Source organism: Sorangium sp. So ce887 (genome assembly GCF_051521455.1).
Taxonomy (GTDB): Bacteria; Myxococcota_A; Polyangia; order Polyangiales; family Polyangiaceae; genus Sorangium.
Genome location: NZ_CP150354.1, coordinates 2,905,001 through 2,916,902, shown reverse-complemented (window position 1 = coordinate 2,916,902; position 11,902 = coordinate 2,905,001). Strand labels below are relative to the sequence as shown.

Annotated in this window: 9 protein-coding genes and 1 rRNA gene (1 of these 10 only partly in view); 6 read left to right on the top strand and 4 right to left on the bottom strand. The window is 70.9% G+C overall.

The window, feature by feature from the left end; translation table 11 throughout:
• Positions 1-265: 265 nt before the first annotated feature.
• From WMF36_RS11090 to WMF36_RS11065, 6 genes are all read left to right on the top strand, one after another.
• Positions 266-760, top strand: a complete 495-nt coding sequence (locus WMF36_RS11090) for an N-acetyltransferase family protein (RefSeq protein ID WP_437579574.1) — start codon at positions 266-268, stop codon at positions 758-760.
• Positions 761-916: 156 nt separating this feature from the next.
• Positions 917-2,236 carry an ATP-dependent 6-phosphofructokinase gene (locus tag WMF36_RS11085; protein ID WP_437579573.1) on the top strand — a complete coding sequence of 440 codons (1,320 nt, stop codon included), beginning with the start codon at positions 917-919 and terminating at the stop codon, positions 2,234-2,236.
• 175 nt (positions 2,237-2,411) lie between these two features.
• Positions 2,412-2,858: a hypothetical protein gene (locus tag WMF36_RS11080; RefSeq protein WP_437579572.1), complete on the top strand. Its 447-nt coding sequence runs from the start codon at positions 2,412-2,414 to the stop codon at positions 2,856-2,858.
• A 297-nt stretch (positions 2,859-3,155) separates the two neighbouring features.
• Complete coding sequence (locus tag WMF36_RS11075) at positions 3,156-4,661, top strand: hypothetical protein (protein WP_437579571.1); 1,506 nt, start codon at positions 3,156-3,158, stop codon at positions 4,659-4,661.
• A gap of 7 nt (positions 4,662-4,668) precedes the next feature.
• Positions 4,669-6,054, top strand: coding sequence for a hypothetical protein (locus WMF36_RS11070; protein ID WP_437579570.1), 1,386 nt, complete (start codon positions 4,669-4,671; stop codon positions 6,052-6,054).
• Positions 6,047-6,901: a class II glutamine amidotransferase gene (locus WMF36_RS11065; RefSeq protein WP_437579569.1), complete on the top strand. Its 855-nt coding sequence runs from the start codon at positions 6,047-6,049 to the stop codon at positions 6,899-6,901. The genes WMF36_RS11070 and WMF36_RS11065 overlap by 8 nt, the downstream gene beginning before the upstream one ends.
• A gap of 51 nt (positions 6,902-6,952) precedes the next feature.
• Here the strand turns inward: WMF36_RS11065 and WMF36_RS11060 are convergent, their stop codons facing one another.
• From WMF36_RS11060 to WMF36_RS11045, 4 genes are all read right to left on the bottom strand, one after another.
• A complete protein-coding gene (locus WMF36_RS11060) occupies positions 6,953-7,327 on the bottom strand; it encodes a zf-TFIIB domain-containing protein (protein ID WP_437579568.1) in 375 nt (124 codons plus the stop codon).
• Positions 7,328-7,446: 119 nt separating this feature from the next.
• Positions 7,447-8,283, bottom strand: coding sequence for a DUF1206 domain-containing protein (locus tag WMF36_RS11055; RefSeq protein ID WP_437579567.1), 837 nt, complete (start codon positions 8,281-8,283; stop codon positions 7,447-7,449).
• Between the two features lie 227 nt (positions 8,284-8,510).
• A complete protein-coding gene (locus tag WMF36_RS11050) occupies positions 8,511-10,298 on the bottom strand; it encodes a hypothetical protein (RefSeq protein WP_437579566.1) in 1,788 nt (595 codons plus the stop codon).
• A gap of 1,023 nt (positions 10,299-11,321) precedes the next feature.
• Positions 11,322-11,902 (bottom strand): 23S ribosomal RNA (locus WMF36_RS11045); it runs 2,427 nt beyond the window's last position.

Here is an 11,902-nt window from a genome sequence, read left to right as displayed (position 1 = left end):
ATCACGTTGAAACCCGGAGAATTTTCACAGGGAGGCGGGGAGGCGGGGAGGAAGAAAAAAAAATGAATTTCTCCCTCTTGCCGTCTCTCGCTCCCCGCCTCCCATCCTCCCTGTGAAATTCCTGCTTTTTCTCGTGGTTTCAACCCGTTTGTCGCTCTAGGCGGCGCTCTGTGCCTCTCCGGGGTTCCTTCTCTCATGAACCAGGGATCGGCCTGAGCACCATCGCAGCGCGCCTCCGGGGAGAGAGACGATGAGTGTTCGCCGATTGACTGACGCAGACGCTGCCCGGCTCCGTGCGCTCAGGCTCCGCGCGCTTCGCGAGGAGCCCGATCCGTTCCTGAGCACGTTCGAGGAGGAGCAGGCGCGGCCGATCGAGGACCTCATCGCGCGGCTCCGGCAGCAGAGCGAGACCTCGGACAGCGCGGTGCTCGGCGCGTTCGAGGGCGAGGCGCTGGTCGGGATGCTCGGATTCTACCGCGATGGGCACCGCAAGGCGCGGCACCGCGTCGACCTCTGGGGCATGTACGTCGCGCCCGAGGCGCGCGGGCGCGGGCACGGCCGCGCGCTGCTCGACGCGGCGCTCGCCCGGATCGCCGCGATCCCGGGCGTGGAGCAGGTCCACCTCGGCGTCTCCGCGACGAGCGAGGCCGCGCGCGAGCTCTACCTGCGCGCGGGCTTCAAGGTGACAGGCCTCCTCCCCCGCGCGATGAAGGACGGCGACCGGTACATCGACGAAGAGCTCATGATGCGATCGCTCTAGCTAGAGCGGGACGCCCCCGCGCGGGGGGCCGCGCGGCGTTACGATAGCGCATCGCCCCGGAAACGCTGCCGAAACAGCCGCCGGGCGACCATGACGGCGTCCCCGCGGCGGCGCTCGCCGAGGGGGCGGTGTTCCCCTCCCCAGGAGGCCTTCCACGTGGTGACCTCTGCCGATCTGGCCATCAAGGATCTCGGCCCCTGCCGGTACCCCTCGCCCGTCGCCGAGAAGCTCGGCGAGAAGGCCACGGTGTACGTCGGTGAGGCCGACAAGGTGCTGTTCGACGATCGCCTGTCCGCCGTGCTCGCGGGCGCCTCCGGCCCGCGGCCGCCGGCGTTCGAGCTGGCCGGGCCGCGCAACCGCGTCTTCTGGGATCCGAGGGAGATGCGCGCCGGCATCGTGACGTGCGGCGGGCTGTGCCCCGGCGTGAACAACGTCATCCGCGGGCTCGTGCTCACGATGGCGCACAGCTACGGCGTGCAGGAGATCTTCGGCTTCCGCTACGGCTACGAGGGGCTCGCGGCCCGCTTCGGGCACGCCCCGATGCGCCTGGAACCGCGCAATGTCGAGGAGATCCACCGCATGGGCGGCACCGTCCTCGGCACCTCCCGCGGCAACCAGGATCCGCACCAGATGGTCGACACGCTCGTGGCCCTCGGCATCAACGTGCTCTTCGTCGTCGGCGGAGACGGCACCCTCCGCGGCGCCATGTCGATCGTCCGGGCCATCGAGGAGCGCCGCCTGCCCATCGGGGTCATCGGCGTGCCGAAGACCATCGACAACGACATCCAGTTCATCGACCGCAGCTTCGGCTTCGAGAGCGCCTTTGCCGCCGCCGTGGACGTCATCCGCAGCGCGCACGTGGAGGCCTCGGGGGCGAAGAACGGCATCGGCCTGGTCAAGCTGATGGGCCGGCACTCGGGCTTCATCGCGTGCTCGGCGGCGCTCGCGTCGGCGGACGTGGACGTGGTGCTCATCCCCGAGGTCCACGCCGAGCTCGATGGCCCGTGCGGGCTGCTCGCGCACCTCGAGCGCCGGCTCGAGAGCCACGGCAACGCCGTGGTCGTCGTGGCCGAGGGGGCGCTGCAGGAGCACTGCGCCTCGAGCGCCGAGCCGATGGCGACCGATCTCAGCGGCAACATCAGGCTGAAGGACATCGGCCTCGTGCTGCGCGATCGCATCAACGCGCATTTCCGGGCGCGCGGCGTCGAGGCGACGCTGAAGTACCTGGACCCGAGCTATCATATCCGCAGCGTCCCCGCGTCCCCCTCGGACAGCGTGTTTTGCTGGAACATGGCCAGGAACGCGGTCCATGCCGCCATGGCGGGCAACACCGAGATGCTCATCGGCCGCTGGCACGGCCGCTTCGTGCACGTGCCGATGTCCCTGGCCGTCCGCATGCGCAAGCAGGTGGAGCCGACGGACGACCTGTGGATGGCCGTCGTGGAGGCCACGGGGCAGCCGCTCTCGTTCTCGTGACCGCCGGCGCGCCCCCGGCGCGCCCCCGGAGCGATCGAGTGGCTCGCATCGACCGCGTCGATGGGAGCAGCGGCGCCGAGGAACGCCCGTCCGGGAGCCCTGCCCGGCTGCGCGGGCAGCGGTCCCCTGCCCCACGGACCCCAGGACGATCTCCTCCCGTGCCATCATGGCCGGCATGAAGACCTTGTCGCTCTCGCAGTCCCTCGTGCTCGTCGGTCTCGCCGGTCTCGCCGGCTGTCACAAGGAAGCCCCGGCGCAGGCCCCGCCGGCGATCGACGCGATGCCCCGGACGCAGGACCCCGCCACGACCGGCGCCCCGCCGGGCGACGGCAGCGGCGCGCCGGCCGACGGCAGCGGCGCGGCGAACGAGCCTCGGTGCGAGGCGGACGCCGACTGTGTCGCGTCCTGTGCGCGGGCCGGGCAGTGCTGCGACCAGCTGTGCCCGCCGTGCGACCAGGCGTTCCACCGCGACGCGCTCGCGGCGCTCCAGCAGTGGCGCGCCGCGAGCTGCGCCGCCGAGAGCTGCCCGGTCGCCAAGTGCATGGCGCCCAAGGAGGACTCGGTCGCCCGCTGCAAGGCGGGGCAGTGCGTCGTCGAGCGCGTCCCGCACGTCGAGCAGTGACCTGCCGTTGCGCGCAGTGACCTGCCGTTGCGCGGCCGGCCGGTGAACGGCGCCGCCGAGCAGCTGACCACGGTGCGTTTCGCCACAGGCCGCACCTGCGCCACACCGATCGAGCTCAACGCCGCCGGGCAGCCATCTCCGGCGTCCTTCGTGCCGAGGCCGCCGGTCCTGGCCCTGCGTTTGCATTGCGCAGAGCCGGAAATATCACGATCCCGGCGGCGGACGACCCTCCAACCCGCGGCTCTCGCCGTGAAGAACAGTGAATCAGCTCTCGCCGAGATCGCAGCGGGAGGTCCCTTGGGCATCGAGATCCAGCAAGATCAGTTCAAGACCGTCGATTACGGGCGGTTCAAAGCGCGCCTCCAGCAGCACCTCACCGCGCTGGAGATGGTGCTCAGCCGGCCGGGGTTCGGCCTGGGCGACGTGACGATCGGCGCCGAGCTCGAGATGTTCCTCGTCGACCGCGAGGCGCGCCCCGTGCCCATCGGGCCGGAGATCGCGCGCGCCGCGGCGAGCCCGATGATCACGCCGGAGATGGGCGCGTTCGACATCGAGCTCAGCACGCAGGCGGTGCCGCTCGCCGGCCGGCCGCTGTCCGCCCTGCGCGAGCAGATGCGCGCGACCGTCGAGGCGATCCGCCAGCGCGCGGCCGCGCGGGGCGCGCGCGTGGTGCCGGTCAGCATCCTGCCGACCTTCCGGCGGCAGGACTTCAGCCCTGCGACGATCACGAACCTGCCCCGGTATCGCGCCCTCGCCGCGGGGCTCTGCCGGCTGCGCAAGGCGCCGTTCCACATCCAGATCGACGGGGCCGAGCCGCTCGAGCTGATGTCGGACGATCCCGCGATGGAGGCGGCGAACACCGCCTTTCAGGTCCACCTCCGGGTGACGCCCGACGCGTTCGCGCGGCTGTTCAACGCGGCCATGATGATGACCGCGCCCGTGCTCGCGGCCTCGGGCAACTCTCCCACCTTCCTCGGGCACCGGCTGTGGCGCGAGACGCGGGTGGCGGTGTTCAAGCAGGCCGGCGACGACCGCCCGCCGGAGCGCGACACCGACTGGAAGAAGCCGGCCCGCATCGGCTTCGGCACCGGCTGGGTGCGCGACGGCGCGGCGGAGCTCTTCATGGAGAGCGTCGCGCTGCACGAGCCCATCCTCCCCGTGTGCAGCGACGAGGACGTCATCGCGTGCGCGCGGGCCGGGGGCGTGCCAGAGCTCCACGAGCTCCGCCTGCACCACGGCACCGTCTGGAACTGGAATCGACCGGTGTACGACCCGGCCGGCGGCGGCCACCTGCGGATCGAGCTGCGCGCCCTGCCGTCCGGGCCCACCCTCGACGACATGCTCGCGAACGCGAGCTTCCTGCTCGGGGGCATCCTCGCCCTCGCGCCCTCCGTCGGAGAGCTCCTCCCGTCGTTCCCCTTCGGCCTCGCCGCGCGGAACTTCTACCATGCGGCGCAGTACGGCCTCGACGCCGAGCTGGTCTGGCCGGAGGGGCCGGGGGCCGCGCCGAGGGGCATCCGCGCGCGCGATCTCCTCCTCTCGCTCCTGCCGCGGGTCGAGGAGGGCCTCGTGACCGCGGGGGTCGACGCGGCGGAGGCCCGGCGCTTCCTGCAGATCTTCGAGGCGCGCGTCGAGAAGGGCGTCACCGGGGCCGCGTGGCAGCTCCGCGCGCTGGAGGCGCTGGAGCCGCGGGCCGCGTCGCGCGAGGAGGCGCTCCGGCGGATGCTCGAGCGGTACATGGCCGAGGTCGACTCCGGCAACCCCGTGCACGCCTGGGCGATCCCGGGCGCCGGCGCGACATGAGGTCGCCATGATCTGGGACGCCACGAGATCGCTCGCGGAGCAGATCGACGCTCGGCTGGCCGCGCCCGGGGCGATGGACGCGGCGCGGTTCGCGTCGTTCCTCGACGGCCAGCGGAGGCTCGGGCTGGTGCACGGCGCGCGCGCGCTGTGCCGCCACCTGCGGCCCTACCTCATCGCGGCGCAGGACTACGCCGCGGTCGCGCGCGCCGCCGAGCGGATCGCCGCCGCGCTCGAGCGCGTCGCGCGGCGCGCGCTCGTGGACGCCGCGCTCGCCGAGGAGCTGGGGCTCTCCGCGGACGAGCGCGCCCTCGCCGCCCTCGATCCCGGCGAGGGGCCGTTCCTCACGGTCGGGCGGCTCGACATGCTGGTCACCGAGGGCGGCTTTTCCTTCATCGAGTACAACGCCGACTCCCCCGCTGGCATCACCGACCAGCTCCTCGTCGATCAGACGCTGATGGCGCTCCCCCACCTGGCGCCGCTCCGGGGCGGGCCGGGCGTGCGCACGCCGGCGCCGCACCGGGGGCTCCTGCGCGCCCTGCGCGAGGGGTACGCCGCGTGGGGCGGGCGCGAGGCGAGGCCGACGATAGCCATCGTCGACTGGGCCGCTGTCGACACCTCGGCCGAGTTCAAGGTGCTCTCCGAGCTGTTCTCGGCCGAGGGGCACCGGACGCTGATCCTCGAGCCGGACCAGCTCGAGATCGACGGCGACCGCCTCTCCGCCGGCGGGGAGCGGATCGATCTCGTCTGCCGGCGCGTCATCACGCACGAGCTCATCGAGCGGCGCGGCCTCGATCACCCGCTGATCCGCGCCTACCGCGATCGCGCGGCGTACGTCGCGAACTCGTTCCGGACCATGCCACTCAACAAGAAGGCGGCGTTCGCGGTCCTGAGCACCCCCGTGTTCTCGGGCCTGTTCTCGCCCGAGCAGCGCGCGGCCATCGCGGAGCACATCCCCTGGACGCGCCGGGTGAGGGCGGGCCGGACCGAGTGGCGAGGCCGCGAGGTGGATCTCGTCGAGCTCGTCCTCGGCGAGCAGGAGAGCTTCGTGCTGAAGCCGAACGACGAGTACGGCGGCAAAGGCGTGCTGCTCGGGTGGCAGACGCCTCCCGACGCGTGGAGGGAGGCTGTCCGCGGCGCCGCGGATCAGCGCGCGATCGTGCAGGAGCGCAGCCGGGCGCCCACGGCGCGCATGCCGACGTTCCAAGGCGGCGGCGTCGTGGAGGAGGAGGTCCACTTCGACCTTTGCCCCTTCGTGTTCGCCGGTCGCATGGAGGGCGCCATGGTGCGGCTATCGGCCTCGGCGGTGAGCAACGTCTCTGCGGGCGGCGGGGTCACCGGGCTCTTGATCGTTGACGATGCGCGCGCGCCACGGGAGGATATGCGTCATGTGTGAGCTCCTCGGCATGGTGTCGAACGTGGCGACGGACATCGTGTTCTCGTTCACCGGGCTCGCGCTCCGCGGCGGGCAGACGGGGCCGCACGCGGACGGCTGGGGCGTATCGCTGTACGATGGGCTCTTCGCGCGGACGTTCCTCGAGCCTCACCCAGCGTTCTCCAGCCCGCTCGCGCGGTTCATCCGCGAGAACCCGATCCACACGGCGCTCGCCATCGCGCACGTGCGCAAGATGACGCGCGGGAAAGCGGCCCTGAAGAACACGCACCCTTTCATGCGGGTGCTCCACCGGCGGCACATCGTGTTCGCGCACAACGGCACCCTGCCCACGGTCAGGGATCGAAAGCTCCACGTCGAGACGCCAGTCGGGGACACCGACAGCGAGCATGCCTTCTGCGTCCTCCTCGAGGCGCTCCGGACCGCCTACGGCTCGCAGTACCCGAGCGACGCGCGGGAGCTGGGGAGAACGCTCTACGAGCTCGGAAACGAGCTCGGCAGCGACGGCGTGTTCAACTTCCTGTTCGCGGACGGAGAGCACCTGTTCGCCCGCTGCGGCGACAACCTGTCCTGCATCCTCCGCCACGCCCCGTTCGGCGAGGCCACGCTCGTCGACGCCGACCTCAAGGTGAATTTCAACGACGTCCAGGGCCTGGGCCCCGACGCGCGCATGGCGGTCGTGGCCACCGAGCCGCTCACGCGCGACGAGCTCTGGCGCAAGGCGACGCCCGGCACCCTCTGGGTGTTCCGCGCCGGCGAGCTCCTGGCGTCGTTCCCCGAGGCCTCCGGCCCCGAGGTCCCCGTGTCGAGCAAGCTCCCCGGGAGCGCCGGGCAGGCTCCTCACGGCTGAGCTGCACGGCTGAGGTGGCTTCGGTCCGCGGCGCCGGACGGCGGATCGCGGTCAGCCGCGCGGGCGCGCGAACAGGCCCCGGAAGAGGTCGCCCAGCGTGTGTTCCTTGTAATCGCGGAACTCGCCGGCATCGAAGTAGACGCCGCCGCAGACGCTGCAGCTCTCGTACCAGATGTGCGGCTGCTGCGGGTCGACCATGCGCACCATCGGCGTCGAGCAGCGGGCGCACGGCACCCGCCGGATCTCGTTGTTCTTCCGCCCCACCGCGGGATCGCCGGTGTCGATCTGCTGCGAGCCCTCCATGGCCTTGAGCGACTCCTTCTCACGGCTGTCGAACCAGATCCCTCCGCACGCGGAGCATCGGTCGACATCGACCCCGCCGAAGGTGATGACATCCATCGAGGCCGTGCATTTCGGACAGTTCAAGTCGCGCTCCAGTGCGGCGGGCGCCGCGGTCTGGATCGATGCTATCAGACGGGCCGGATCGCGTGAAGAGCCGGCGTCACGTGCAGCAGTCCGGCGCGAGCCGCAGCGCTCCCGCGGCGCTATGCGGCGGGGTGTGCCAGCTTCGAGTACTTCGTGCAAAAGAGCATGTATACGCCGTACGCGCACAGGCCGGCGGCCACGAGCACGAGCAGCACCGACCCGAAGGGCGACGCGGCCACGGCCGAGAGGGCCTCGCCGACGCCCTTCGACTGCCCCGGATCGTGGGCGAGCGCGGCCTGGATCAGCGCCGCGCCGATGATGCCCAGGACGACGCCGCGGGAGACGAGCCCGACCCGGGCCATGCGGAACACCCACGTGCGCTCGGGAGGGCTCATGCGCTGCGTGCTGAGGTCCCGCGCGAAACGAGACCTCATCGCCTTGCGGAGCTGCTGCACGGCGACGGCGATCACCGCGAGCCCCGCGATGCCGACCACCACGCCCCCGAACGGCTGCTCCATCACCTTGCCAACCCAGGTGCGCGACCCGTCGCCCCCACCGCTGCCGCGGCCGAGCGCGAGCTGGAAGGCCGTGATCGCGAGGCCCGCCGAGATGACGCCGCTCACGGCCCAGCCCACGCGCTCGGCCGTACCCTTCGCGTCGTGGCCGACGTGGCCCGGGTCCTTGAGGGCGAGGACCTCTCGCCACAGCGCATACCCGAGGAGCCCAATCCCCACGACGATCAGCAGCGCTTGCCCGAACGGCTGTTCGCCGAGGACCCCGACCGCCTCGTGCTCACCGGCGGCTCTCCCGCCGCCGCTGAAGGCCGCCTGGAGCGAGAGCGCACCGATCAGCACATAGACGAGCCCCTTGGCCGCGAACCCGAACCTGGCGAGGGTGCGCACCCAGCCGTTATTTTCAGGTTGAGTGAACATATTCGGCCGCACCGGAATTTCCATGGCTTCAGCTCTCCTGAGCGAGCCTGGTGCAGCGGGTATGCCACCGGGCGAGCGGGGCGCATCGTGCTCCCGGCGCGGGGCGCGTCATGCGGTGTGGGGCGCGCCGCCACGCCTCGGGCCCAGAGTGCCTCACGCCCCTCGTCGAGCGTCGGTAACGTGCCGAGTCGGAGGCGAGCGCGTCCGACGGCCCCAGGAACAGGTTGCCGTCGACCTCGCGCCGCGGGGCGTCATTTCGAGCCCAGCTTCTCCTTCACGATCTGCTGCAATCGCTCGAAGTAGGGGCTCTCGCGCCGGACGGCGATGCCGAACTGCGCTGTCCCGAGCTTCTTCTGCGAGTAGACGACATAACGGGACATCTCCGGGTGGGCCTCCAGGTCATCGATCATCTTCACGTAATGAGGGTGTGGCATGTAGATGAGATCGGGTTTGTAGGCCTTGAAGAGCCTGTCCGCGGAGAACGGCTCGAGCGCGAAGCGCCGGTCGTTGAGGCCGGCCAGGTCGACGATCGTCTTCTTGAGGTTCATCGCGCCGAGCATCCCGACCTCGGTCGTGGCGATGACGAGGTCGTCGGGGAGCGTCGAGACGCGATCGATCGCGAACCAGTATTTCTGCGGCCCCGAGGTGCTGCCATGCTTGGCGACGTTGAAGTGTCCGAGCCGGTTCGCCGCGACGGCGCCAGCGAGGTCCTTGCCTGCCGTGGTGAGCGGCGCCGAGAGGTGAAGCCAGAGGCTCGCCAGCGCGGCGACGGCGGCCACGGGCATGAAGGCCGGCGCGGGCTGCCCGAGGGAGTCGGAGAGCGTCCGCGCGAGCCGGGCAGCGCTCCGGCAAGCGAGGTAGATGAGGCCTGGCAGCGGCGCGTAATAGAACCGCTGCGAGAACCCCATGATCGGGACGACGAACAACCACGAGTAGGCGAGGCACAGGAGCGTCGCGGCGAGGACCCCTTTGTCGAACGCCGAGGACGCCGACCACCACGCCCGGGGACCGGTCCTCTGCCCCTCACCTGCCGGCGCGCCGGGGGCTGCCTGGCGCGCGCCGAGGCCCACGAGCACGTCGAGCGCGAGGACGGCGAAGAGGGGCCAGAAGAAATCGAGCCAGTCGACGAGATCGATGGTCGGCCGGCCGCGGTAGGCGCGGAGGATCCCTGTTCCGTAGAGGTTCGTCGACTTGGCATAGAACGGGAGCGGGAGGGGCGAGCCGAAGTACAGCTTGGCGACCCCGAGATGAAGGGCGAGGACGCCCGCCGTCGCGGCGAGGGCAGCGAGCCCGAAGCGCCGGCGGGTGCGGTCGCGCTCGAGCACGACGAGCGCGAGCGGGACGAGGACGGCGTAGGCGGTGAGCTCCGGCCGCACCGAGAAGGCGAGCCCGCCGAAGGCGCCGAGCGCCGCCCCGCCGGCGACCCGGGCCGCGCCGAGCAGCCGCAGCGCGAGGAGCAGGTACGCGGTGAGGAAGCAGAGGCCGAACGACGTATCCATGCCGCTCACGAAGTGGTCGGTCAGCGTGGAACGGGCGACGCAGAACGCGACGAGGGCGGCGCACGACAGGCGCGCGACCTTGCCGTCGCCGGCCGCGCGCAGGACGAGCAGGACGAGCAGGACGAGCAGCACTGGGCCGCAGACGAGGCTCTGAAGCATCGCGGCGAGGCTCGTGTTGCCGCCGGTGATGAGGTGGAGCGGCACGGCGGCGGCGAGGAAGGCGAGCGAGGTGAGCCCGTAGGTCGGCGGCCCGTGCGGGTTCCAAGAGACACCGTGCCCGGCGACGACGTTGCGCGCGTAGCGCTGGAACATATATGCGTCGTCCCAGAGCGTGGCCACGCCGAAGGCCGCCGCCGTCTTGCACGCCATCAGCGCGAGGCAGAGCGCCATGGTGATCCAGAAGCAGGCCGAGGCCAGCCTGCGCACCGCCTCACGCGGCAGAGAGGGTTGGCGCTCCGCCGCGACCTCGGCTGCGCCCTGCCCTACCGGGGCGTCAGCGGACAGCTCGGCTCGCTCCTCCCCGGGCAACGGGGTCTCCATGTGCGTTGTCATCCTGCTGGTGCTCTCGAATTCGTGAAGTCTCGGTCCTGTGCGGCCTCGCGGTTGCAGGCGCAGTATCCGATGCCCGAGCCAGCCGGAAGCGGTCTCCCGACGCAGCCGCCGAGGCACTGGGCCGCTCTCCGAGGGCGCTCCAGCGCCGGCGCGGGCGCGTCACGAAGCCGCGATCTCCGGCTCGGGGGCGCTGTCCATCCAGGGGCCGCTCTCCGGCTCCGGGGCGCGCTCTCGCCAGGTGCGGCCCCCCGCCGCGCCCTCGGCACCTCTCTGTGCTGGCTCGCCCTCAGAGGCCGCATCCGGCGAGCATAGCCACGGCCTCGGCGCGCCGTACATCTGGAACCGACGTCGTAAAGCTGCGCAGCGAAAGGCTCCCGGTGGGCGGAGGCCTCCTGGGAACACGGTGTCTCGGCAGGGTCGACCGTGCTGGTTTCGGCGCTTGCCGACCGTGGTTACGCGACCGGACGCGTCGAGGAGCTCAGCCGTCGCCGCCTCAGCGAGGGTGGCCTCGTGCTCGCGCGCCACGCTGCGCGGGCCCCCTCGGCTGGCGGGTATCGAAACGGCCCAGCCGCAGTCCCGAGGAGACCCTGTCCTCCGCGGCGCGGGCGAGGGCACCCCGCGGCGCGGGCGAGGGCCGACGCTTCGCGGGTACCGAAACGGCCCAGCCGTAGGCCCGAGGAGACCCTGTTCTTCGCGCGGCGCGGGGAGGGCCGATGTCTGAGCCCATTTGACCTCGCTCGTCAGGCGCAGCCTGGCGAGCGAGGTCTCAGGCGAGTCCGGCGGGGCCCCCGCGCCGCGCGAAGAACAGGGTCTCCTCGGGCCGGGCGGTCCCGCGAGGCCCAGCTCCGCGAGGCCCAGCTCCGCGAGGCGCGAACAAAAGCAAAAAAGCCCGCATGACGTCCGCCATGCAGGCTCTCTGTTCTCGTTTCATTCTGAAGCGTCTCTCGCTCGCTGCGACGCGCCGCTCATCACCCGAGCTCCGGGCGCGATGCTCGTCACGTTCCATGGAGTATGGTCAAGCCGCACGACCTATTAGTACCGGTTAGCTCCGCCGATTGCTCGGCTTCCACACCCGGCCTATCAACCTCGTGGTCTACGAGGGGTCTTTAGGGACCTTGCGGTCCGGGACACCTAGTCTTGAGGCCGGCTTCCCGCTTAGATGCTTTCAGCGGTTATCCGTTCCGTACATGGCTACCCGGCTATGCCCTTGGCAGGACAACCGGAACACCAGAGGTACGTCCACCCAGGTCCTCTCGTACTATGGGCAGCTCCTCTCAAGTGTCCTACGCCCACGGCAGATAGGGACCAAACTGTCTCACGACGTTTTAAACCCAGCTCGCGTACCGCTTTAATCGGCGAACAGCCGAACCCTTGGGACCTGCTCCAGCCCCAGGATGCGATGGGCCGACATCGAGGTGCCAAACCGCGCCGCCGATATGAACTCTCAGGCGCGATCAGCCTGTTATCCCCAGAGTACCTTTTATCCGATGAGCGATGGCCCTTCCATACAGAACCACCGGATCACTAACGCCTGCTTTCGCACCTGTTCGACCTGTCGGTCTCACAGTTAAGCTCCCTTGTGCGTTTGCACT

What these genes read in the sequence shown, in the direction of transcription:
- WMF36_RS11080 (WP_437579572.1), top strand. Translation starts at nt 2,412, where the DNA reads ATGAAGACCTTGTCGCTCTCGCAGTCCCTCGTGCTCGTCGGTCTCGCC.
- WMF36_RS11070 (WP_437579570.1), top strand. Translation starts at nt 4,669, where the DNA reads ATGATCTGGGACGCCACGAGATCGCTCGCGGAGCAGATCGACGCTCGG.
- WMF36_RS11065 (WP_437579569.1), top strand. Translation starts at nt 6,047, where the DNA reads ATGTGTGAGCTCCTCGGCATGGTGTCGAACGTGGCGACGGACATCGTG.
- WMF36_RS11055 (WP_437579567.1), bottom strand. Translation starts at nt 8,283, where the DNA reads ATGGAAATTCCGGTGCGGCCGAATATGTTCACTCAACCTGAAAATAAC.
- WMF36_RS11050 (WP_437579566.1), bottom strand. Translation starts at nt 10,298, where the DNA reads ATGGAGACCCCGTTGCCCGGGGAGGAGCGAGCCGAGCTGTCCGCTGAC.